Below are 21121 nucleotides of genomic sequence, written 5' to 3' on the forward strand. Positions count from 1 at the left end.
GACGGGTGCTCGGCAAGCCGAGAGGTGGAGGCGACGGACGGGGGTGGAGGTCTCCCTCCACCCCCTGCAGGCCGATACGAGCGTCAGCCCGCGTCGATGTCCGCGGCAGGTTGGTCTCCCGACCCGGTTGCACCGGGTGCGGCGACCACGGTCGCCGGGAAGCGCCGCGCGAGGAGGGCGTCCTCGATGAGTCGTCGCGCCGCCTGCTCTGCGGGGCGCGCTCCCTGGTCCGGCAGGAAGGTCTCCTCCACGGTGCGATCGAGCAGGTCCTGATCGATCGGGACGGGGATGTCGCGCGCCGTGCGCGGATCGGACAGCGCGATGCGATCGCGCTCTCGCTGGTAGCTGCTGACGAGGATCTCGGCGTAGGTCTCCCGTGTGAGGGAGGCGAACGCGATCACCTTGGAGTACCGGCCGAGGAACTCCTTGTCGAAGCTCTGGCTGAGCTCTCGAATCAGGTCCTGTCGCGAGAGAGCGGTGGGTGCATCACCCGAGGTGAACCCCATCGGCTTGCACTTGATCGCGTCGGCTGCGGCGTTCGTCGTCGCGATGATGATCGTCTTGGAGAAGTCGATCACCTTCCCGCTGGCCATGCGCATCCACCCCTCATCGAGGGCCGTCAGGAACAGACGGTGGACGACGCGATGCGCCTTCTCAAGCTCGTCGAGCAAGATCACGCGGTACGGGTTGGATTCGAGCGTGTCGAACGGCAGCTCCTTGTCGGAGTTGCTGCCGACGTAGCCGGGCCCCGCGCCGATCAGACGCGAGACGTCGTGCTCGTGGGAGTACTCGCCCATATTCAGCATGATGGGGGGCTGGTTGGTCAGCGCAGACGCGACGATCTTTGCCACCTCGGTCTTGCCGACGCCGGACGCGCCAGCGAACATCCACGCCATGGGTCGCTTGCGCGGGAACGTGCCGAGGTCGTCTCTGCGGAGAGCATCGATGATGTCGTCGAGGATGTCGTCCTGTCCCTTGATCCGGGACAGCTCGTCGAGCACGCTCGCTTCGTCGAAGGCTCCCTTCGACGCCATGCCCGTCATCAGGCGCACGGCAACCGAACGGACTTTCCGCTCGGTCAGGGGCAGCGTGGTGAGGCTCTGCAACGCCTGCGCTGTTCCCGTGTCACCGGCATCGAGCGCCGCGGCGATCGCCGTGCTGTGGCCGACGACGAGATCCGCCATCGCGCGGTCCAACAGCGTCAGCGCGTTGTCAGGACGGTGCGACGTTGCGCGCGAGTTCTCATCGGCGATCACCGCGAGTTTCGTGAGCACGTCGTCGGTGATGCCGACCTGGTTGCCGTGGTGGCTGATGAGTCCAGGACGGGCGCCGTGCAGAACCTCGATCGTCTGCTCCCGGGTCAGCTCGTCCACGACGAGTCGCTGGAATCGGCGCTGGAATGCGGGGTCGTCGTCGAAGGCTTTCGCCTCGTTCATCGTCGTTGCGCCGATCACGCGCATGTCGCCGCGCGCGAGGGCGGGCTTCAGGATCTGGGCGACCTTCCTGTAGATGGGGTCGTGACTGTCCTGCAGCATGTGGATCTCGTCGATGAAGACGACGGCATCGTTCTTCTTGTCGACGGCGAAGTCGACCAGCTGGGCGACACGGTCTTCGAGCTGACCCACCACGCCGGCGCCGGCGACGAGGTTGCTCAGCGGCAGCTCGTAGATGGTGGCCTTGAGCAGCTTGGTGGGCACTCGTGCGCTGCCGACCGCGATGAGTCGCGCGAGCTCCTCTACGATGCGCGTCTTGCCGACGCCCGCGGGGCCCACCATGAGGGGGTTCGGCTTGCTCTTACCGATGAGGACAGAGAACATCTGGGCGATCTGCTCGTCTCGGAACAGCGCGGGGGACGCGGTCTTGAAGCGGTCGTTGTAGTTGATCAGCATCTCTTCGATGTCGCTGAGCCCGCCGGTCTGCATGCCCATACCCGGGAACGACGGCAACGACGGGGTGGATCCACCGCCGGCGCCGGAACCTCCTCCGCCGTTGGGGTTGGAGGGGCTACTGAAGTCCTGAAGTCCCATGGTGATTTCCTCTCGTGAGTAAGACGGCGACCGGCCCCGGTCGCGCTCGTACCCGATGGGTAGGCGCGCCGGGGCCGGTCGCTGGTCGATGCCTTGTCAGGCGTGCAGGGTCGTCACACGACCATGCCGATGAACCGCTGCCCGATGGCCGGTTCGATGTGGCGCATGCTCCTCGAGAAGCTGCGTGCCGAGCGGAGGAGCTGATCCCAGTCCATGCTCGAGCAGGGCGCGTAATGGAGGTTGCGCGGGTGCTCGACGCGTTGCGACGGCGCCCCCCACTCGAAGTCCGTGACCGCGAGGGAGAGACGGCGCTTCCGCTTCTCGGACTGGTTGATGTAGTCCCAGATCTGTCGGTATTCCGTGCCGCCGCTGACCTTCGGGACCTTGCGGAACGCCTCCCAGATCTGCGCCTCCGTCTTGTCCTTCGTCTTCAGGAGCACCTCCTGAGACATCACGTGCGAGAACGAGTTGAAGTACAGGTCGACGTTCAGCTTCTTCGCCAGGCGGATGAGCATCATGACCGCCTGCTGGTAGTTCGCCTCGGAGATGGACCCCGAGGTGTCGACGAACGCGTGCAGATCCGGCAGGTAGTGCGTGGAGGTGATCTTGCCGGGACGGTTGTAGTCCATCGGGTCGCGGCGGTTCGCTTTCGCGTAGCTCGTGCGGATCCTCTTCGTGACGTTTGAGGACTTCGAGACTTCCTTCATCGCACCCATCACCCGAAGGAGATCGCGCTCGATGTCGACCTTCGTCGGCGCCAGCTTCTTGAAGACGATCTTCGCCGAGCGCCCGGTCTGGGCGTTCTTGTTCGACTGAGCCGTCGCGGCCATCGCGCTGGCCTTCGCCATCGCTCGAGGAAGTGCGGTGAGCTTGCTCAGCGCGCTGTTGGAGATGACCTTGATCGGCTGAGCGATCGAGGCGTTGACGAGCTTCCACTCGTTCTCCACCTTGCGGGCGGTAGCGCGCGCGTGGGCTTCGACGTTGACCAGGACGATCGTCTGAGGGAGGTAGAGCTCCGACACGACGAACGGCAGAACTCCGGCGACGTTCGTGGAGTTCTGCTGGGCGAGGTGCTGCTGGTACTTCATCAGCAGATGGACGATCACTCGCGCGAAGGAGTACTCGTCGTTGCCGTCCGAGTCGGTCTTGCGCAACAGGTACCCCTCCACGAGACCCGAGAGAGTCGTCTGGCCGAAGCTCTTGAGCATCGCGGTCGTCGCCCCGGGCAGGATCGAGGAGAGAGCCTGCGTCTGCAGGTCGAGCCACACCTTGAAGTCGTCGAAGTCAGCCTCCGTCTGGAACCAGAATCCGAGGGCCTCGGGCGAGTAGGTGTAGGCCAGGCTCGCGAAGAATGCGGAATCGTCGGGGGCGTGTCCGCCGAGAAGGTTTTTCGCTTCCGGGATGACGTCGTGAGCGGCGGTGTACATGAAGTTGTCCCCGGGGTTCGGCAGCTTGTTGGCGTGCCCGGCCTGGACGGCGAACATCTCGTTCACCAGAAGCGGGGTGCTCTTGTCGTAGTGCACCAGCCCCTGCTGAAGCAGCGCCTTCATGGCGTCTTCGCTGTCGGGGTCGACGGTGGGGCCGACCGCACCGAGCAGGATGCCGAGGACGTCCTCCTTGTCCAGCGTGACGTTCTTCGGGTTGGTGATGGCGACCTGGCCGCCTTTGCGCACGGGCTTGAACAGCGGCTTGACGATGGTCTTGCGGATGGCGGGAATGGGGTCGTAGCCCCCGCTGATGGGGAGCGTGTGCACGGGGGTGAGGATCGCGGGCTTCTGCCCGCTGAGCGTGAGAGTCACGACTGCTCCTGACGGTGGGTGGGGTCGGTTGAACGGGGGATGGAGGGCCTCACCGGTTGACGCCGGTGAGGCCCTCCACGGGTACCCGATCAGTCGGGCAGGACTGCGCTCAGCACGATCTGCGAGCTGGCGCCGATCTTGGTCGACGTGCCGAGGAGGGTCTCGACGTTGCCGCGATCCAGCAGGTCGCTCGCGGCGAGCTGGACGAGGAGGCTGTTGTCCTCCTTGATCAGCGCGTCCGTCTGCGCGGCGAGCTGCTGGATGATCAGCGTGTTGTCGTGGCGCTCGTACAGCGCGTACAGCAGAGAGCCCGACTTGTCACGGTCGCCGAGGCCGGCGATGACCTTCTCCAACTCGTTGACCGTCGAGACGTTCTTGAGGTCCTGGTAGCAGGCCGGTTTGTTGGCCGTGAGGGTGTTCGACTGGTGCACAGCACCCGAGGTCAGCCCGGTGGCGATCTCGGCGACGAGGTGCGTCGTGAAGGCCGTGCGACCGATCTTCGCTTCGATGGTTTCGTTGAGCACGGTCGTCGTGATGCCGCCGACGATGGTCGGAGCCTGGAGGTACTCGGTCAGCTTGTCGGTCGAGGTGGCGTTCAGCCAGCGGCTGATCGCGTCGATCGTGCGCGGCGTGGTCAGCTGGAGCATCTCGTCCCCGCTGTCCAACAGGTCGGTGTACGACGCCGTGTTGTCGTCGTCGTCGTCGCCAGTGCCGTCGACGAGGATGGTCGTGGGCTTTCCCTTCTCGAAGATGAGCTCGGGGTGCTTGACCAGCACGGCCTTCACCCACGGGTTCAGGCTGTCGCCCAGGTGCGAGATGAGCGTGGGGGCGTCCGGCTCGACGTGGTAGATCGCGAAGCGCGAGATGGACGCCTCGTCGAGACTGGTGACGTTGCCCTTGTCGTTCCCGGCGACGATCACCTTCAGGTTCTCCGGGAGGTCGATCGACCCGATCCGGCGATCGGTCGGAATCGACAGCGCGGCCGAGGTGACGTCGGAGGTCGAGCGGTTCACCTCGTCGAGAAGGAGCACCGGATCCTCGCGCTTGTGGTCGTTCGCGTAGTCGATGGCGTCCATGATGACCTGGTGCGGGTAGAACTCCTGCTTGTACTTCGTCTCGCCGTTGTGCTCGTAGGGCACGAGGCGCCCACCGGTCAGGTCGGCCTTGTCGGCGAGCTGGTTGCACGGCAGCGTGAACGACTTCGTGTGCATCTTCGTCGCGAGGTCCTTGATCAGCGACGACTTGCCGATGCCGGGCTCGCCGATGAGGGCGGGGACGATGCCGACCTCGAGGTCGGTCTTGATGATCTCGAGGAAAGTGTCGTTGAACTTCATGGTGATTTTCCTTGTCTAGAAGGGAGCGTTCTTCGGGGAGAGTTCGGGGGTCGCCTCGGCGTGGGTCGCCAGGAGCTCGGCGATGACGACGTCGGAGGGGCCGCGGGCGTGGGCGCGCGCGCGAATGGCCGAATCGCTGTCGGCGAAGGGGTCGAGGATGACGATCACGAGCCGAGGACTGTGTGCCTGCTCCTGGAGGGGAGCGGAGTCCACTCCGAGGTCTGCGGCGAACCGTTCCACGGCGAGGCGGTGCGCGAGCGATCGCTCCTGCGAGTAGAGGAGCCGGTCACCGGCGCGGATCAGACCGGCGAGGATCGGGATGACGGCTGGGGCGTCAGAGGGGCCCACGTGGTCCGGAATGCAGACGTAGACGCCGCGTTCGCGTCGGCGTCCGTCGCAGGGACCGAGGTAGCCGGTCATCACAGTCCGTCGAGACATCGACCCCTCCTCGGGTGTTCGGTTGCACACTCGAAGAGGGGTCGCAGGAGCTTCCGCAGAACAGTGAAGCCTTCCGTCAGCGACGCGCCGGGCAGGGCTTTCGCCCCTGCACCGGTCGTCGCAACCACTCCCGGCTGCGCGTTGCGCAGCCACTCTGGCCACCAGGCCAGAGGGTCATCTGCGTCGTGCGCAGATGTCGTGACCTGATCAGGTCTTGGCATCGACCTCGGATGCCGGCGAGATTCCGTCGTGCTCCGACTTCTTGATCGGGAGCACCGCGTACGTGGTGTGCCCGCCGGAGGGAGTCCAGTCCTCGAAGCGCGGAGCGACGAAGGGGGTGGGGACGGGGACATCCCGTTTCTGGAAGCCGGCCTGCCGGAGGACGGCGTTCTCCGCGTTGGTGTTCTCGGCGGCCTGGATGCGCGCATTCTGGTCACGCGTCGCGCGGCTCATCGCCACGTCGTAGAGCTCGCGGTTCTTGCTGTTCAGCTGTTCGCAACGCGCATCGGCCGACTCTGCGCTGGCGAACCAGCCTTCGTCTTCGCGCAGCTCGATGTCGGTGGTCGGCCGGTTGTCGATGTCTCTGTGGTGGTACCAGCTCTGGATGACGTAGACGGAGTCGGTCTCCTCGCCATCGGGGCTGGTGGTGTTCGGGGTCATGAGTCTCCCGTCGTCGTGGGTGGATGGGCTGCCGCGGGGCGCATGGCGCCCCTTGCCCGCAGAGAGAGCTGCGGCTGTTCGTCAGCGACCGGCCGAGGGCTGTTCCTGGGTGCTGACACGTTGTGCGACGAGCGACACGGCAGCATTCAGCAGCAGTGGCATCTCGTTTCTGATCTCCGCGTGCTTGTCTCGCGCGGGGAGGATGCGTTGCGCGGCCTCGAACAGCACCCACGCCTGCGCGGCTTCGTCGAAGTTCGCCGTGCGCTCGGCATCGCGAACGGCGATGAGAACCGTTTGAAGGCGGTTGTAGAGCACTCCGAGGGCCGAGAATTCGAAGCGCGAGGCGTCGCCGGCGAAGTCGCTCAGGCTCTTGCCGATCGCTCGCCGGGAGATGAGCTCCACCATTTGCTCGAAGCGCGGAATCTCCGGTCGCTCCGTGGTCATGTCGAACTCGGTCGAGGTGACCTCCACCGCTTTCCCGGCGAGTTGCGCGTAGAGCGCCTCCCATGCGCCAGGCTCGTAGTCCTGGCGGGGCATCCGGTCGCTCGGGACGGGTGCACGAGTGAAGGTGACCCAGTGATCGAGAAGGATCTCGAACCAGCCCTCCTCGTGCTTCAGCACCTTCTTCCCGGTGGCGATCGGGAAGTCCCAGAAGTTCGCCGGCAGCGGCAGCAGCAGGTGGTATCCCTTTCCGCTCATGGACAGCTCGCTGTAGAGACTCGGGATGCCGAGGAGTTTCGCCGCGACCTCCGGTGGGCACGTCTTCTCGATGTCGAGGACGAGAACGCCGTCGGTTTGCGCGCGCAGGTAGAACGCGTTGTTGGCCGCGTTGGGCAGAAACCCCGTCAGCTCGTCGAGGGTGACCAGGCAGTGTTCGCTGATCTCGTGGGCACCCCACAGCCGGTTGGTGCTCATCAGCTCGCGGAAGTTGATCGGCATCTTCTCGCTGTCCGATACCGTCCATCGCGGAATGTCGGCGATGGCTCCGATGATCGGGTTGTCGTAGAACTCCGGGAACGCGGAGCGCGGGGCGGTCAGACTCACGGCTTCCTCTCTTCGCCAGAGGCGATCACTGGGTGATGTCGAACTCGAGGTCTCGTTCGGTGACGGCCACGGTGGCGGGGGAGTGCTCGCCGGCCAGGAGGGCGGCGACGTCGTCGGCGTCGAGGCGATCGAGAGCGTCGACGTCGAAGGGCAGCGACAGCGCGAGGGCCTCGGCTTCGTTGCACACGAAGGTGGTGACGACGGTCTCGCTAACCGTGATCGTCAGCGTCCTGGAGGCCATCGCATCCTCCGCGGCGAAGTGGCTGTCGCCGTCGGAGAGCTCGGGCTGCGCGTTCCAGACGGCGACCATCACCGGGTCCGAGTGCGCGTCGGTGGGCTCGCTCTGGGTCGTGGCGGGCGTGTTCACTGGGGGGCTCCTTCAGTGGTGACGGTAGGGGTGTCGTTAAGTGCACGAGCGCTCTGGGCGCGGTCGGCCTCGACGGCGGAGACGATGATCGACAAGATCTCGTCGGCGTCGATGTCGCTCTCCGCCTGCGCGCGGGTGAAATGTTCTTCTCCGTGGATGTTCGGCTCTTCCCACTCCGTGCCGAGGCCGTAACGACGGTCCATCGCTTCTCGCGCGAGGAGCAGGGGGTCCTTTAGCGCGGCACCCGGGGCTTCGAGGCGAGCGAAAGGGGATGTCTCGGCCGGCGCGAAGGCAGCGGATGCCGCCTGCAGGCGCGCGGCCGCGCGCTGGACGTCCTCGACGGGGGCGTCGATCCGAAGCCCGGAGAGGGCGTCGAGCGCGGATGTGAGCTCGGGAGAGACGACTGCGATACGCGCAGCCTCCGCGAGGGACGACGCGGCGGCTTCGATCTCGTCGAAGGGGTCGCCGGGGTTCAGCGCATCCCAGGCCGCCAAGGCGTTCTTGAGGGTGGGGATACCGGTGGGCAGACGGAGCACGTGCGTTTCCTTTCAGACCCGACACTCAGTCGGTGATGTGGTCTCCGCGCAGGACATCGCCTTCGCAGTACGTGAGGGTCTCCCCGTCCGGGGAGCGGAGGGCGTAGTGGCACGTCGCGCTGTAGGCCCGCATCTCCCACCCGGCCTCGAGCAGCGCTTCCAGCAGCGAGGCGTCGCCACCGGAGCCCGCGAAGAATGTGGCGTCGTCGCCTTGATGGGTGGGGCCGTTGCGGGTGATCTCGGCGATGACCTCGGCGTAGCGTTCGTCCTGGAGCACGTCGCGCACAGCGTCGAACGAGCACCCTTCACTCCTGCGAATGCGATCGAGCTGATGCGCGATCTGGCGCCAGAAGCCGGCGGGGACATCGGAGTGGGCGTGCTGGTGGATCGGGATCGTTTCCGTCATGGCATCTCCTACGTCTCGAGGGGAACGAAGAAAGGCCCGGGCAGAAGCACCGGGCCTTTCTTCGTCTTGGGATGAGCGGGGCTCAGCCCTGGAACTGCTGCGGGCCGCCACCGGGGACGTCCCACGGCGAGGGCGCGCCCGCCGGTGCGCCGACGGGGGCGGCGCCGTCGAACGCCGAGGCGCCACCGGAGTGGGCCGCCGCGTTCTGCGTCTCCAGCACCTGCGCCTGGAGGCGCTGGATGTACTGCTCGGTGCTCTCGCCCGGGTACTGGCCCTGGTGGGCCGCCGGGGCGGCGGCGACGGCGGACGCCGCCGCGGGAGCCGGGGCGACGACCGGAGCCTGCACCACGGGGGCGGCCGGGGCCTGGGCGACGGGGGCTCCGGGCACCACGTAGGGCGCCTGCGCGACGACGGGCGGGACACCCTGTGCGCCGGGGACCGGGACGGGGTAGCCACCCACGACGGCCGTGTTGTGCGTCGGGAAGCCCGACATCGCCGCCTCGCGCGTGAACTCCGCGGCCGCGGTCGCGGGGTCGACGGGGGCCGACTCGCCGGGCACCGAGACGATCGGACCGCCGACGACGATGCCGCGTGCCTGGAGGGCCGCCGAGTCGACGCCGCCCGACGCGAAGTAGCGCGGCGCCTCGTTGAGGATGACCTGCTGCAGGCCGATGCCGCGCTTCTCGTAGTCCTTCGGCTTGAACACCTGCAGGACGAGGGTGACGTCCACGCCGGTGGCCAGGTCGCGCTCCAGGACGAGCTGACGGTGGGTGGAGGGGTCCTCGGCCGTCGGGGTGACGGGCTCGAGGATGGTGGGCAGGTAGGTCGACTTGTTGTCGATGCCGTAGCCCTGCTTACCCTGGTTCTCCCCCGACTTCACCGAGTAGATCTGGGAGGCGACGAACTCCTCCTCCGGCGTGTACGTGGCGCCGTCGGCGGCGAGCACCTGGGCGTCGATGAGGTTGATCGTGGTGTGGGGCACGGTCGTGGGGTACAGCGAGCCGCGCTTCTTGGCCTGCTCGATGCTCTTGGCCAGGGCGGGGCCGTCGACGAGCTTCGCGAGGCGCGAGAAGGAGATCTTGCCGCGGACGAAGATCTGCTGACCCTCGCGGAGTCGTTCTGCGGGAACGGTCATGGATGCCTGCTTTCGTGATGGTTTTGTTCGAGGTTTTGCTGAGGTGGTGTGGTGGCTTTGCGTGGGGAGGGGTTTGGAACGCTTCTCGTCCTCGCATTTCGCTCCGATATGCTGGAATACGAGGAGAATAAAGGCTCTTTGGGCTGTTCACTCCTTCCGAGAATCGACGGAAAGGTACAGGGATGACCGAGGACTACAGCGAGGGCGAGTCGGCTAATCGCCGGCTCCCGGCGTTTGCCATCGGGGCCGTAGCGATCGCCTTCGCGGCCCTGCTCGCCGTCGGCGGCGTGGGTGCGTTAAACGCGCTGGCGAACGTCCCTGTCGCGGCAGCCGCTCCGCCGGCCCCAACCGGTGTCGAGACACCGGTTGCAGACCCTTCATCTCCCCCGGATCGCGATAGCGATCCCACTGCAGTCGCTCCCCGTGAGGACACGGTCTACGTGATCGAGCGGGGCGATACCCTCACCTCGATTTCGGCCAAGCTCGGCGTGAGCGTGGACGCGATCGCCGAGTACAACGCGGTCAAGGACGTGGACGTCATCTCGGAAGGTGCGGCCCTCCGGACGCCGTTCATCTACGTCCCGCCGGTCACAGCGCAGTAAGACCGCTGCCGGAACCAACAGTGGCCCCGAATCTCACAAATGGGATCCGGGGCCACTGACTTGCGCAGGGCGTGAGCTATCGACCGCCCGAGCGGTCTGCGATCGTGACGACGAGTCGTGGCTGGCCAACGACCAGCCGTTCCTCCTCGAGCGCGGCGATCGTTGCATCCAGCGAATGTTTGGGGTCTAGACCGCCATGGCCAGCCCCGATGAGCGGCATGACCATCGATCCGAGCCCGTGCGCGCGAGCCGTGCGAACTGCGTTGCGGGTACTCAGCCGTACGCTCTCTTCGGACGCCCGCCAACGGGCGTTGATTCCTGCCACGTGGATGATGGCGTGAGCATTCGGATAGTGACCGGCATCGGTGATGACGGCCTCCCCGAGTCGCAGAACTCCGCGAGCTCGGAGGTCCCGCCAGGGCGCGGGCCCCGTGCGCTTTTTCAGCTCCCCGCTGACGCCACCCGGTCGCAAAAGCCAGCGCGGGACGAAATTTCGATTCCACGGGTTGACGATCGCGTCAGCGCGAACCTCGAAGAGGTTGGCCCTGCGGTGTTCGATTACGACTTCAGCCACGGTCATGACTCCATTGTGGGTTGATTCGACTGTTCAGATCGGGCTCAGGTCGAGGTCCCCGAGGAGCTCTTCTGGAGTCATCTCGGCGAGCTCGAGCTGGGCGCTCGACTCATCGAACGATGCACGCAGGTCGGCCACGGTGACCGCGGCCGCCTGAACGTGGGACAGATCGACAACGACGTAGCCGGGATTGATCTCGATCGCTTCGGCCACGAGATCCGTCTCGGCGCCACCTGGGCCCCTCAAAAGATCGGCGCCAGGTCGAGGTCCCCGAGGATTTCCTGGAGGTCTTGGTCGATGTCGTAGACCTCGTGGCGAACGGCGTCCAGGAGTCCGTTCTGCACCATCTCCTTTCGCGCGAGCGACGTCGGCATCTTCTCGTCGCGTGTCCCCTTGGCCAGGAGTCGCCAGATCCGCACGGGATGCGACTGCCCCATCCGATGAAGGCGTGCGTTCGTCTGCAGGTAATGCTCGAGCGAGTCGGGCAGCGAATACCAGATGAGCGTGTGGCCGCCATCCTGCAGGTTCAGGCCGTGACCTGCGCTGGCGGGCTGCAGGAGCATCACCGGGATCTTTCCGGCGTTCCAGTCGGCGATCATCGCGCGGCTGCCGTCGAAGGCACGCACGTCGTGGCCGGCCGCCGAGAGGTGCGCGAGCAGCTGCTTTTTCGACGACTGGAAGCGGTAGGCCACCAGCACCGGCGACCCGCCGTTGTTGCGGATGAGGTAGTCGGTCATCGCGAGCTTTTCCGAGTGGATGACCGCGTAGTTGTGGTCATCGTCGACGTAGAGCGTGCCCGAGGCGTATTGCAGCTGCTTGCCGTAGAGGATGGCGGCGTTGTCGGCGGTGATCGTGAGCGTCCCGGGGTTGTCCGGGTCCGGGCTCGCGAGATCGAGCACGAGCTCCTTGGTGAAGTCGCGGTACGCCTCGAGGATGTCCTTCGGAAGCACCACGGAGACGTCCTCGATGGTGCACTCGGGCATCGGGATCGACGTGTTCTGTGCGCTCATGACCTTGTGTCGGACGCGGTTGTAGATCTCTTCCTCGGCCCCGGGGCGCGGCTCCCATCGGACGACCCGACTGCGCACGACGAGACCGGGGATGAAGTACCTCTCGCGGAACTCGGTGATGGTCCGGCCGAGCGCGAGGCCTCCATCCAGGAGGAACATCTGACTCCAGAGATCTTCGAGACCGTTCGGCGTCGGAGTCCCCGTGAGCTCGATGAAACGCACCGTTGCGGGGGCGACCTTCTTCAGCGCCTTGAATCGGACACCACCGTGGCCCTTGAGGGTCTGCGACTCGTCGACGATGACCGTCTGGAAGGGCCAGATGGTGGTCGTCACGCCATCGACCTTCTGCGTCGGCATCTGTTTGATCAGATCCGCGATCAGGTCGACGTTGATGAAGTACATGGTCGGCGACGAGTGGAAGATCGACCGGTAGCGTTCCAGGCGCGCGGCGCGCCCCAGAGGCTTGTCGTTCTCGTTCACGATGAGGCTCACGGCCCGGAGCGGGAAGTTCCACTTCGCGATCTCATCGATCCACGTCGAGCGCGCGATATTGATCGGCGCGACCACCAGGATGTGGCCGGCGGGGCGGATCTCGGCCAGGGCCGACAGCGTACAGAGCGACTTTCCGCCACCCATCGTCAGGAAGATGCCGCACTTGGGCGTGCGGACCATGAAGTCCTTCACGACCTCTTGGTGAGGAAGGAGGGTGGGCATGGTGAACGTCACATGGACCTCCGTTGATCGATGGGGACGCGAAAAGCCCTCGAGGCGGCGCCGTCGAGGGCTGAGATGGATTCGTACGCTCAGGCGAGCGCGAATGTCACGACAGGGAGCGGGTATGTGCCGGGCCAGTCGAAGACGAGCGGGCAGGGAATGAGACGAGGGTCGGTGGCGGGGGCCGGGTGTCCGGCGTTGAAAAACTGCCGTGCCGTCCAGTCGACGGCTACCTGCTCACCCGACCGGCTCGTGAGCACGGCGAGCCAGTGAGATCCCTCGTCGAGGGATTCGAGGTGGACGACATGCCCGTCTACGCCTGATTGCTGGGCGAGCTCGATGAAACGACGGCTCATCTCGTCGCAGTCAGGGGACTCCCACTGCGATTCGTCCGGGAACAAGAAAGCCCACCCCTGCGCATCGAGATCCTCGGAGAGGAACTGGTGGCAGAGGTGGGCGACCGTGGCGCGAAGGTCAGTCGACGATGCGCTCATGCTCGGGGATGAGGAGTCCGGCCTGCTCGAAGCGGGCGATGGTCTCCATCCACTTGTCCATGCGACCACCGGTCCACCAGTCGACGACTTGGCCGTCTTCGTCGCGGACGACCACGGCGGGCATTTCGCGGCCGTAGCGGGTGACGACGAAGTCGAACGGGCTCAGTCCGTCGAGGTCCTCGCGGGGGCGCTCGTCGTGGAGGACGTTGGTGGCCGTGAACGGGACGCCCTTGCGACGGAACTCCTTCTCGGTGGCCGTGCATCGGGAGCAGTTGTCGGTCTCGAAGACCTCGACGGTCAGCACGGGCGCTTCGGTGGGGGCGTCGATCGTCGATGCGATGCTGGTGATGGTCATAAGGGTGAACCTCTCGTGGGTGCGTGCACCCGCGTCTCGGTGCAATCGATGCCGAGGCTAGTCGATTTCTGCACGTTTACGAATGTATTCGGCGTTTTAGTGACAGATCGAACCCGTCACGCCGCGACGCCTGGCCGAGCGCCGTCGATCAACCTCTCGATCGACGCATCCTCCGGATCCGTGTCCGTCTCGCCCACCGCGAGGTACGCGAAGCGGGTTTCCGGCGTCGCGGCGGTGACGGTCTCATCCAGCAGGAGGATCTCCCGACACAGGCGACAGACGACCGTCAGGTCGTCATGAGGATCTGTGTGGTGCCCGTCCAGCGGACACAGGCGGGGCGGGCAGGCCGCATGCTGCCAACCCTCGAGGGCTCGGCGGATGGAGTCGCCGATGTCGAACGTTCGCTGGCATCCCGTGCAGGACCCGGCGTGAGCTGCGTGGAACGCGGGGTTGTCGTCGAGACTCAACGCGGCTCCTTCGCGTCTTGTTCGTCGAGCTCGAGGTGCTCGGGGGCGATGTACTCGATGTGTCCGTCCGGGTAGCGGGCCTCGAACGTACGCGCCCACTCGTCGGACTCGTCATCTTCGACCCACGCGACGGTGACACGATCGCCTTCGGCGGTCGTGGCGTTCGGCACATCGGCGCTGGCATCCAGGCCAAGTGCGACGGGGGTGTTCGGCTCGGTCATGCTGCTGCTTTCAGGTCGATGTCGGACGGTGTCTCGGTGATCTCCTCGAGGAGAGCGTCGACGAGCACACGGGTGTCGGCTACCCGACAGTCCGCGCCGGCGGCGGACATCTCCGCCAGGCGGATCTTCTGCAGCCGACGCGGCTTCTCGCCCGGTGCCTTGGTTTCGACGAAGACGACCCGTCCGTCGAGGATGACCACGCGGTCAGGGACCCCGTTGATACCCGATTCGAACTTCAGGCACATGCCGCCGAGCGCTTTGACACGCGCGTACAGGTATTTCTCGACGTGCGCTTCGGGCTTGCCCACGACTCAACCGGCGGCGGGAGCGGGAAGCATCTTCGACTCGGGGTCGATGAGCTCGAGCAGGGTGCGCGTCGCAGCTTCGTCGCGGTAGACGTCCCCGCCGGGGTTCGCGATGTGGCGCGCGTGGGTTGCCTCGGCGCTCGAGCGAAGGGTCGCCCCGAAGGACGACTTACCGCAGGCGCAGAACACCTGGAAGAGCTGCGGGTACTTCTCGGAGGGCACGAAGGTGGGCGCGTGCTCGCCGATCGTGGCCGGTTCGATCTCTTCGACGACGATTTCCGGGTCGTATTCGATACCGAGCCGGTCCGCGATCACACGCCAGTGGGCGAGATCGCCCGCATCCTGATCGGCGATGGCGGGGGAGCCGATCCGGCCCCAGGTGCTGGCGATGTCGGCGCAGATGTCCGCGCCGCTCCATTCGAGGTTCGCTCCGAGACGAACAGCTGTGTACTCGCCGAGGCGCGCATAGCGACTGGTGTCCACGATGTTCTCGAGGGGCCCGACGTTGGCCCGGTAGGTCTCGACCTCACGCCGAAGGGTGTCGAACTCGGCGTCGGCGGCGGTGAGCGTCTCGATCTCAGCGCTCCAGTCGTTGGACTTGTCGGACGACATGAAGCTGATGATCTCGGAGATCGCTGCGGGGTCGACGGGGGTGGGCGTCAGCTGAACGGCGACGGCGGTCATCGGGTCTCGATTCTGTGGTCTCTGCGGAAAGGGGTCATGCGGGGTCGCCGCAGAAGGGCTCCGATCGGGTGACCGGAGCCCTTCTGCGACATGGTGCGGTGGGGATCTACTCCACGTCGACGTCGTCCTCCGCGCGGTCGCCGCAGGCGCGCTCAGAGGAGTTCATCCAGTTCTCTTCAAACGTGTGCGCGAGCATCCCGAGGTAGACGTCCAGATCGAGACAACCGAGCAGGTCGCGCAGCTTGCCCTCGTCCATGCAGACGAGGTCGCCGTTCTCGATGAACGCGCTCCATGAGGGGTCCAGACCCGTGATCTTGCGCACGGCGACGTCCTGGTTCTCCGGGAGGAGATGCCTATTCGTCTGCGCGGCTTCGACGCGGGTCCGAGCGAAGCCGCTCTGTTGCAGGATGCTCAGTGCGATCGGATCGGTCTGCACGGGGGCGGAGCCGTCTCTGTTGCGCTTGAGCTTCGAGGCGGCGTTCACCACCCATGCCCCCGCCGCGCGAAGCGACACCGCACCAGGTTTGCCCTGGTGGACGATGAACACGCGGTTCACGTGCTGCAGGACCCGCGGGTTGACGATCGTGTTCGGGTCCGGGTGGACCGGGTCGATCGGATCTGCCGCGAACGGGATGGTGACCTTGCCGTTGCTGGCCACGATCAGGTTCTGGAACAGACGCGCTGCCAGGACCGGGTCGTCTCCGCGGGCGGCCTCCAGGAGGAGCTGCTTGCCGAGGCGGCGGTCCAACGGTTCGTTCAGGCTGATCGGCGTGTCTCGCCACGAGGGGATGAACCCGCCGGCGACGTACCGGAGGTACCGAGCCAGAGCCCAGTCGATCACAGCCGGGTGGGCGAGGCTCTTCGTCGGCTGCGGTTCCTGGTGGCAGGAGAGCGTGCCGCCGGATGCGGACACGATCGGGGCCTCCCACAGCGGGATGTCATCAGACTCGGGGACCTCGAGCTCGAGGCGGTTGTTCGAGTCCTTGGTGACGATGATCAGCGGCTCCGGCTCGATCTCGACATTGATGAGTGCCTGCTGCTCGGCCAGCACTCGGTTATTGGTCTCTTCGTCCAGGACGGAGTACAGACCGTCCGTGTTCGTCGAGATGATCCGCGCGCCAGCGAGCGTCTGCGCCTGGCCGATGCGCCAGGAGAACAGCTGCCCGATGATGCGCATCGAGATGATGGCGTTGTTCACGCGAATCGGCGTGTATCGCGCGGTGTCACCCGCGCCGGATGCCGAGTTCAGGATGAGCTTCGTGCCGTTGCGGAGAACGCCCAGGCGGGTCTTCTCCGTCGGCGACAGGCCCGGGTCCTTCATCATCTTCCCGTAGCGGTCCTTGTCGGCGAGGATCTTCGCGTATCGGTCCTCTCCGAGGGCCTCGTTGTAGAACGCGCTCATGTTGCGGAGCATGTTCGGGTAGTAGCTCGTGAAGTCCTCGTGGATGGCCTGCGCTACCGAGGTGAAGGTGTACTTGTCCTTCAGCTTCGTGGCTCCGCTCTTCGATTTCTCGAAGATCTCCGGCCGAGGGCGCCCGGGCTTGTACCCCACGCCGTCTGCGGCGTACTGCGCTTCGATCGCCGCGATCTGGGCGGGGTCCCCGTTCGCTCCGACGCTCGCGAGGGCTTCCGATCGAGCCGTGAGGGCCTTGATCGTCGACTTGCTCGTAAGCACGTCCTTGTACTGGACGGTGCGGCCGTCAGGCAGCGTGACGCCACCCTTCGTGGTGCGCACCTCCAGAGGGTCAGGGAAGGCTTCTTTGACCTCGGAGAGGAACCGCTGTTCTTCGGCCCACAGGTCGAGGTCCTTTCGGTAGGTGGACCAGTCAGCCTCGGCGCCGTGAATGCCGCCGGTCGAGAAGGTCGCGAAGCACGTCGACGGGGCGCCGGCGGCATCGAAGTAGGGCAGGTTGTTGGCCGCCTTGGGGATGTTCGTCAGCACGTCGGGCTCGGGCCCACCCGGGTAGTCGTTCGCGTACTCCTCGGAGTCGTTGAAGTTCTTGCCCTCGATCGAGCGGTAGTACCGGAAGACCTCGTCGAACTGCGCCCGCGCCGACTCGTCGAGCACGCTCTCGTAGAAGAACGCGCGACATTCGTCGAGGACGTTCACCCGTGGGATGCCACGCTCGAGCGCGACCATCTCGGACGGGTACATGAAGCTGACCGCCTCGATGTCCTTGAGGTTGCCGTAGGGGCTGAGGATCAGGCCCACGAGCTTCGCGGAGGTGGAGTCCGGCAGCAGCCGCCCTCGGCGGACAGCTTTCGGGTGGATGTTGGGCGAGCCGTCCTTCTTCGACCGCTCGTAGACGGTCTCCGGGTACTCGTCGATCAGGCCCTTCTTGAGGTCGAAGTTCGACGAGTACGTGGGGTGCTGGAAGAGCTTCTCGAGGCCGATGACGTCGGAGACGTTGTAGGCCAGGAGCTCGTAGAGCGCGTCCAGTGAGGTGACCGTCGCGTTGTACGAATCGAGCTGGTCGCTCTCCATGATCTGGCGCCCCATGCCGCCCAGGAGGCGCTTCAGGCCGACGCGCTGCTGCGCTTCATTGAACCGCGAGATGTCGATGTGACGGCCCGACTGCATCATGGCGTTACGAATCCGGTGCGGAACACTCTGGTACTTCCGGTTGCCGGCGACGCGCCCGTCGACGAGGAACTTGGGCATGTAGCCCTTCCACGGCTCCTGAAACAGCTCGTCGTTGTACGAGCGGAGGCGGCTGGCCTCCGGGGGAAGGAAGCCCGTGCTGGGGTGCTCGCGGTGTGACAGCGCCGTGGGGAGGTGCTGGAACGCCTCCATGAAGTACAGCGCGAGCATCGTGGTGTCGTAGCTGAAGGAGTTGTAGCCGGCGAAGTACGGGTGCGCATCGAAGGGGTCGTAACCGGGATCGGTGTCGCAGACCGGACGGAGCTTGGCGGTGTACGTCGAATGGGAGTCGGGGTCGTTGACCTTCTCCGCGTCGCTGAGCCCGAACAGCTCCGCCAGGGCGAGGCTGCCGCTCCAGGTGGAGAGGTCGTGCAGTCGAACGGTGCGCTTCAGCTCGCCGTCGACCTGGTAGGCGGGGTTGCGATCGAAGATGGTCTGGACGGCGGCCTGTACGTCGATGGAGGTGTGTCCGCTCGCGGCCCGAGCCGCCATCTCGTCACCGAGGCTGCCGCTGGGATCCACGAGGTAGAAGGCCTCGACGGTGTTGGTGCGCGGTGCGAAGGCGCAGAGCGTGAAGGCGTTCTTCAGCGACTCGATGTCGTAGAAGATGAAGCTGGCGGTCGCCGCGGTGACCGGACGACGTGCGACGGCGGCGGCGGGGGCCGGCGGAGGCGCCAAGAGTGCATTGGACATGCGTGTTCCTTCCTCTTGGTGTTGGGAGCGGTCAGGTGAATCTGGCGGTGCGTCGGCGAGAACCGGCTGCGGCTGGGCGGTCGAGGAGCAGGCTGTCCATCCCGGCGGCCAGAAGGGCGCCGGCGGTCTGCAGGTTCTTCAGCTGGTCGTCGGACGGGTGGTAGGCGCCAGCGCCCCAGGGCCAGCCCCCGGGAGGGAGGTACCGGCCGTCGCGGTCCTGCCACCCCTCGGGGCCGATCTGCCCGACTTCGAGGTAGGACTCGGCCGCGCGCAGGAGTTCTCGTGTTCGACCACGGTCACCCTCGGGGACGTATCCGTGGACGTCGATCTGGCGAAGCCTTCCGCTGGTGATCATCTCGGCCCCGCGGGAGCGTGCGCGAAGGTGCGACTGCTGAAGCGCTGCGGATGCCGTGCGCAGCGCGCGGGCGATGCGTTCACGGGTGAAATCTGCGAGGGCGACGTATTCGTCACCCCGCGTTCCTGCGACGAAGTGCGCGCAGACCTCGAGCTCGGAAACGAGCCCCTCGCTCTCGAGCCCCTTGTCCGGATCCACGGCGCCGGCGGAAACGTCGGTTCCGCGGTTGAGCAGCGTCTCGTAGATGGGTTCAGCCATTGGGTTCGCTTTCGATGGGGATGATGCGGTGGGTGACGGTGAAGGTGGCGAGGTACTCGAAGCTGCTCACCTTCGTGACGACGGCGGTCTCGGTGATGGCGGCCAGGTCGTTGGCGACCTCTTGTCGCGACGCGGGTGTGGTGCGCCCGAAGGTCGTGAGCGTGGCCGTCATCTCGTCGCGCCGGCGTCGGGCGACGATCTTCTTGCTGCTGATGTGCTGATCGATCGGCGCCGGGTGGCGTTCGGTGGGAGTCGTGGTCGACATGGGGTCCTGTTCCCGGCTGTCGCCGTCAGGGTCTGGCCCGGACGCACATCGACTGTGCGTCCGGGCTGTGCTCAGTCCTCTTCGTCGGACGGAGGCTGCAGGGCAGGGGAGATGGCTCCTGGCAACCGCTGGATGCCTCGGTAGCTCACGGCGAGGTGGGAGGGTTTCCCGATTCGCTGCGGGTCTGTTCCGGTGTAGGTAGTGCTCGCCCAGTCCCGAAGGTCGTATTGGGCGATGAGCACCTCCGGCTGGTTGAGGCGTCGCGCCGTCCGGATCTTGGCGTTGTGGTCAGGGCAGTGCCAGATCGTGCTGTTGGGGAGCAGCTGAAGAAGGTCCTTGATGAACACCTTCGAGGCGATGAGTTTCCCCGAGGGATTGTTTTTCACGAACCACGCCTTGAAGAGGTCGTAAAGGAACGTGAATGGCACCAAATCCCAGACGAGCGTGTCTTCGAATTCCTCCCAGAACGCACGGACCGGGTCGTTGGCGACTTTGTAGTCCTCCAGTACCAGGCGAGTCGCCTCCGGCTCCGACAAGACGTAGTGATCCATGTGGAGCACACGTTTCAGGACGTACTGCAGGACGGAATCGCGGCCGACGTAGTCGTCTTTGATGTAGCGACGTTCGGCACCCGTGAAACTGACCACGAACGGCACGAAGCACTGGCGACGGTAGAAGCTCTCAGAGCGGTCGCGGATCTTCGGGTATTCGTTCAGGCACTGCACCATGAAGCCCCAGAACTGGTACGCGATCGGCGTCTTGTACTTCCGGTTGATCGAGATCACGTCGTTGGTGATGATCGCCTTCAGATTCGCGGCTCGGTCGATGAACGAACCGACGTCGTTCTCGTCGACGAGGATCGCGCTCGCACGCGTCAGCGGCTCGAGGAGGAAGTCCTTGCCGAAGTCAGCGATCGGGATGGAGGCGTAGCTGGCCGTGCCGACGAGGTTGCGCATCAGCTCGACGAGCGTGCCCTTTCCGTTGTTGCCCTTCTCCGAGTAGAACCAGGCGCTCTTGTTCCACCGGACCATGGGTCGAACGATCGCGCTCATGATTTCCCAGAGGAGCTCGACGACCTCGGGGTCAGGGCTGAGTGTGGCCACCCATTCCTCGACCTCCCACGTGTCGCCGTCGGGCGTTTGGATTCCCGGGGAAAGCGCGGCGGGGTCGTAATCGACGCGGGCTTTGGAGAGGAAGATCGTCTCGGGATTGAAGGGCTTCAGTTCCTTCGTACGGAAGTCGAAGATGCCGTTGTTGACCGCGATGAGGTCGCGGTCGTGACTGCGGCTCATCCGGGGCGCCTCTTCACGGAGAACGGTCATGATTTCTCTGAACTCGTTGATCGTGAGCTCGCTGTTGTAGAACCGGGCGACGCTGCGGATGTGATCCTCGCTGGTGGCGTAGATCCCTTCGTCATCGCCTTTGTCGACGTAGATCGCAACCATGTCGAGGTCGCGATCGGTGTTACGACCGGAGGGCGCGATTCTCCGCACGCGATGAAGTCCGATAAGGATCTGGGCCACCTGCCAGAAGGTCAGACGCTTCAGGAGGTTGATGCGGTGGGTGCCGGAACGACCTGCGTTTTCGACATTGAATTCCTTGTTCGTTGCGGCGATGAGGCTTTCCTCGATCGATGCCGCCGAAGGAAGGGTGTTGGGGTTCAGGGAAGCGAGGTACGTGAGAGTCACCTGGCGAGTGATCTCGTTTTGCGTCTTCGCCATGATCGGTCCCCTTTCT

The 21121-nt window shown here is 65.5% G+C and carries 24 protein-coding genes; 1 reads left to right on the forward strand and 23 read right to left on the reverse strand.

Annotated features, from left to right (window positions below; all coding sequences use genetic code 11):
• Positions 1-83: 83 nt before the first annotated feature.
• The 10 genes from OVA26_RS16435 to OVA26_RS16480 form a co-directional block, all read right to left on the reverse strand.
• Positions 84-2027 carry an AAA family ATPase gene (locus tag OVA26_RS16435; RefSeq protein WP_268105078.1) on the reverse strand — a complete coding sequence of 648 codons (1944 nt, stop codon included), beginning with the start codon at positions 2025-2027 and terminating at the stop codon, positions 84-86.
• 113 nt (positions 2028-2140) lie between these two features.
• Positions 2141-3826, reverse strand: coding sequence for a hypothetical protein (locus OVA26_RS16440; RefSeq protein ID WP_268105079.1), 1686 nt, complete (start codon positions 3824-3826; stop codon positions 2141-2143).
• Between the two features lie 89 nt (positions 3827-3915).
• A complete protein-coding gene (locus OVA26_RS16445) occupies positions 3916-5160 on the reverse strand; it encodes an AAA family ATPase (protein ID WP_268105080.1) in 1245 nt (414 codons plus the stop codon).
• Positions 5161-5175: 15 nt separating this feature from the next.
• Positions 5176-5598 carry a hypothetical protein gene (locus OVA26_RS16450; protein WP_268105081.1) on the reverse strand — a complete coding sequence of 141 codons (423 nt, stop codon included), beginning with the start codon at positions 5596-5598 and terminating at the stop codon, positions 5176-5178.
• A gap of 207 nt (positions 5599-5805) precedes the next feature.
• Positions 5806-6258 (reverse strand): hypothetical protein, encoded by a 453-nt coding sequence (locus OVA26_RS16455; protein WP_268105082.1) that lies wholly within the window; start codon positions 6256-6258, stop codon positions 5806-5808.
• An 81-nt stretch (positions 6259-6339) separates the two neighbouring features.
• Entirely contained in the window at positions 6340-7302 is a 963-nt protein-coding gene (locus OVA26_RS16460) for a hypothetical protein (RefSeq protein ID WP_268105083.1), read from the reverse strand.
• 25 nt (positions 7303-7327) lie between these two features.
• Positions 7328-7669 carry a hypothetical protein gene (locus OVA26_RS16465; RefSeq protein WP_268105084.1) on the reverse strand — a complete coding sequence of 114 codons (342 nt, stop codon included), beginning with the start codon at positions 7667-7669 and terminating at the stop codon, positions 7328-7330.
• Positions 7666-8205: a hypothetical protein gene (locus OVA26_RS16470; protein WP_268105085.1), complete on the reverse strand. Its 540-nt coding sequence runs from the start codon at positions 8203-8205 to the stop codon at positions 7666-7668. The genes OVA26_RS16465 and OVA26_RS16470 overlap by 4 nt, the downstream gene beginning before the upstream one ends.
• 25 nt (positions 8206-8230) lie before the next feature.
• Positions 8231-8611: a hypothetical protein gene (locus OVA26_RS16475; protein ID WP_268105086.1), complete on the reverse strand. Its 381-nt coding sequence runs from the start codon at positions 8609-8611 to the stop codon at positions 8231-8233.
• Between the two features lie 82 nt (positions 8612-8693).
• Complete coding sequence (locus OVA26_RS16480) at positions 8694-9746, reverse strand: hypothetical protein (RefSeq protein WP_268105087.1); 1053 nt, start codon at positions 9744-9746, stop codon at positions 8694-8696.
• A gap of 182 nt (positions 9747-9928) precedes the next feature.
• Here OVA26_RS16480 and OVA26_RS16485 point away from each other — a divergent pair, with 182 nt between their 5' ends.
• Positions 9929-10348 carry a LysM peptidoglycan-binding domain-containing protein gene (locus OVA26_RS16485; protein ID WP_268105088.1) on the forward strand — a complete coding sequence of 140 codons (420 nt, stop codon included), beginning with the start codon at positions 9929-9931 and terminating at the stop codon, positions 10346-10348.
• 76 nt (positions 10349-10424) lie between these two features.
• On the opposite strand, the gene OVA26_RS16490 is transcribed toward OVA26_RS16485, so the two are convergent.
• The 13 genes from OVA26_RS16490 to OVA26_RS16550 form a co-directional block, all read right to left on the reverse strand.
• Positions 10425-10928 carry a macro domain-containing protein gene (locus OVA26_RS16490; RefSeq protein ID WP_268105089.1) on the reverse strand — a complete coding sequence of 168 codons (504 nt, stop codon included), beginning with the start codon at positions 10926-10928 and terminating at the stop codon, positions 10425-10427.
• Positions 10929-10955: 27 nt separating this feature from the next.
• Positions 10956-11135 (reverse strand): hypothetical protein, encoded by a 180-nt coding sequence (locus tag OVA26_RS16495; RefSeq protein ID WP_268105090.1) that lies wholly within the window; start codon positions 11133-11135, stop codon positions 10956-10958.
• Positions 11136-11164: 29 nt separating this feature from the next.
• The gene (locus OVA26_RS16500; protein WP_268105091.1) at positions 11165-12658 is read right to left on the reverse strand and encodes a DEAD/DEAH box helicase; all 1494 of its coding nucleotides are present in this window, start codon (positions 12656-12658) and stop codon (positions 11165-11167) included.
• A 77-nt stretch (positions 12659-12735) separates the two neighbouring features.
• A complete protein-coding gene (locus OVA26_RS16505) occupies positions 12736-13140 on the reverse strand; it encodes a hypothetical protein (RefSeq protein ID WP_268105092.1) in 405 nt (134 codons plus the stop codon).
• A complete protein-coding gene (locus tag OVA26_RS16510; protein ID WP_268105093.1) occupies positions 13121-13495 on the reverse strand; it encodes a glutaredoxin family protein in 375 nt (124 codons plus the stop codon). Before OVA26_RS16510 ends, OVA26_RS16505 begins: the two co-directional genes overlap by 20 nt.
• Before the next feature lie 116 nt (positions 13496-13611).
• The gene (locus OVA26_RS16515) at positions 13612-13962 is read right to left on the reverse strand and encodes a hypothetical protein (RefSeq protein WP_268105094.1); all 351 of its coding nucleotides are present in this window, start codon (positions 13960-13962) and stop codon (positions 13612-13614) included.
• Positions 13959-14183, reverse strand: a complete 225-nt coding sequence (locus OVA26_RS16520) for a hypothetical protein (RefSeq protein ID WP_268105095.1) — start codon at positions 14181-14183, stop codon at positions 13959-13961. Before OVA26_RS16520 ends, OVA26_RS16515 begins: the two co-directional genes overlap by 4 nt.
• Positions 14180-14491, reverse strand: coding sequence for a VRR-NUC domain-containing protein (locus tag OVA26_RS16525; protein ID WP_268105096.1), 312 nt, complete (start codon positions 14489-14491; stop codon positions 14180-14182). The genes OVA26_RS16520 and OVA26_RS16525 overlap by 4 nt, the downstream gene beginning before the upstream one ends.
• Positions 14492-14494: 3 nt before the next feature.
• Positions 14495-15172, reverse strand: a complete 678-nt coding sequence (locus tag OVA26_RS16530; RefSeq protein WP_268105097.1) for a hypothetical protein — start codon at positions 15170-15172, stop codon at positions 14495-14497.
• 106 nt (positions 15173-15278) lie between these two features.
• Complete coding sequence (locus OVA26_RS16535) at positions 15279-18506, reverse strand: hypothetical protein (protein WP_268105098.1); 3228 nt, start codon at positions 18504-18506, stop codon at positions 15279-15281.
• Between the two features lie 31 nt (positions 18507-18537).
• On the reverse strand, positions 18538-19119 hold the full coding sequence (locus tag OVA26_RS16540) for a hypothetical protein (protein ID WP_268105099.1): 582 nt from the start codon (positions 19117-19119) through the stop codon (positions 18538-18540).
• Positions 19112-19384, reverse strand: a complete 273-nt coding sequence (locus tag OVA26_RS16545) for a hypothetical protein (protein WP_268105100.1) — start codon at positions 19382-19384, stop codon at positions 19112-19114. Before OVA26_RS16545 ends, OVA26_RS16540 begins: the two co-directional genes overlap by 8 nt.
• Before the next feature lie 71 nt (positions 19385-19455).
• Positions 19456-21105, reverse strand: a complete 1650-nt coding sequence (locus OVA26_RS16550) for a DNA primase family protein (RefSeq protein ID WP_268105101.1) — start codon at positions 21103-21105, stop codon at positions 19456-19458.
• Positions 21106-21121 lie beyond the last annotated feature (16 nt).

It is taken from the genome of Microbacterium sp. SL62 (assembly GCF_026672635.1).
In the GTDB taxonomy this organism is placed as follows: Bacteria; Actinomycetota; Actinomycetes; order Actinomycetales; family Microbacteriaceae; genus Microbacterium; species Microbacterium testaceum_A.

Bases quoted from the DNA above. Each gene is read 5' to 3' on its own strand.
- OVA26_RS16435 (WP_268105078.1), bottom strand. From the start codon at position 2,027: ATGGGACTTCAGGACTTCAGTAGCCCCTCCAACCCCAACGGCGGAGGA.
- OVA26_RS16445 (WP_268105080.1), bottom strand. From the start codon at position 5,160: ATGAAGTTCAACGACACTTTCCTCGAGATCATCAAGACCGACCTCGAG.
- OVA26_RS16450 (WP_268105081.1), bottom strand. From the start codon at position 5,598: ATGTCTCGACGGACTGTGATGACCGGCTACCTCGGTCCCTGCGACGGA.
- OVA26_RS16455 (WP_268105082.1), bottom strand. From the start codon at position 6,258: ATGACCCCGAACACCACCAGCCCCGATGGCGAGGAGACCGACTCCGTC.
- OVA26_RS16475 (WP_268105086.1), bottom strand. From the start codon at position 8,611: ATGACGGAAACGATCCCGATCCACCAGCACGCCCACTCCGATGTCCCC.
- OVA26_RS16480 (WP_268105087.1), bottom strand. From the start codon at position 9,746: ATGACCGTTCCCGCAGAACGACTCCGCGAGGGTCAGCAGATCTTCGTC.
- OVA26_RS16485 (WP_268105088.1), top strand. From the start codon at position 9,929: ATGACCGAGGACTACAGCGAGGGCGAGTCGGCTAATCGCCGGCTCCCG.
- OVA26_RS16490 (WP_268105089.1), bottom strand. From the start codon at position 10,928: ATGACCGTGGCTGAAGTCGTAATCGAACACCGCAGGGCCAACCTCTTC.
- OVA26_RS16505 (WP_268105092.1), bottom strand. From the start codon at position 13,140: ATGAGCGCATCGTCGACTGACCTTCGCGCCACGGTCGCCCACCTCTGC.
- OVA26_RS16510 (WP_268105093.1), bottom strand. From the start codon at position 13,495: ATGACCATCACCAGCATCGCATCGACGATCGACGCCCCCACCGAAGCG.
- OVA26_RS16520 (WP_268105095.1), bottom strand. From the start codon at position 14,183: ATGACCGAGCCGAACACCCCCGTCGCACTTGGCCTGGATGCCAGCGCC.
- OVA26_RS16530 (WP_268105097.1), bottom strand. From the start codon at position 15,172: ATGACCGCCGTCGCCGTTCAGCTGACGCCCACCCCCGTCGACCCCGCA.
- OVA26_RS16535 (WP_268105098.1), bottom strand. From the start codon at position 18,506: ATGTCCAATGCACTCTTGGCGCCTCCGCCGGCCCCCGCCGCCGCCGTC.
- OVA26_RS16540 (WP_268105099.1), bottom strand. From the start codon at position 19,119: ATGGCTGAACCCATCTACGAGACGCTGCTCAACCGCGGAACCGACGTT.
- OVA26_RS16545 (WP_268105100.1), bottom strand. From the start codon at position 19,384: ATGTCGACCACGACTCCCACCGAACGCCACCCGGCGCCGATCGATCAG.
- OVA26_RS16550 (WP_268105101.1), bottom strand. From the start codon at position 21,105: ATGGCGAAGACGCAAAACGAGATCACTCGCCAGGTGACTCTCACGTAC.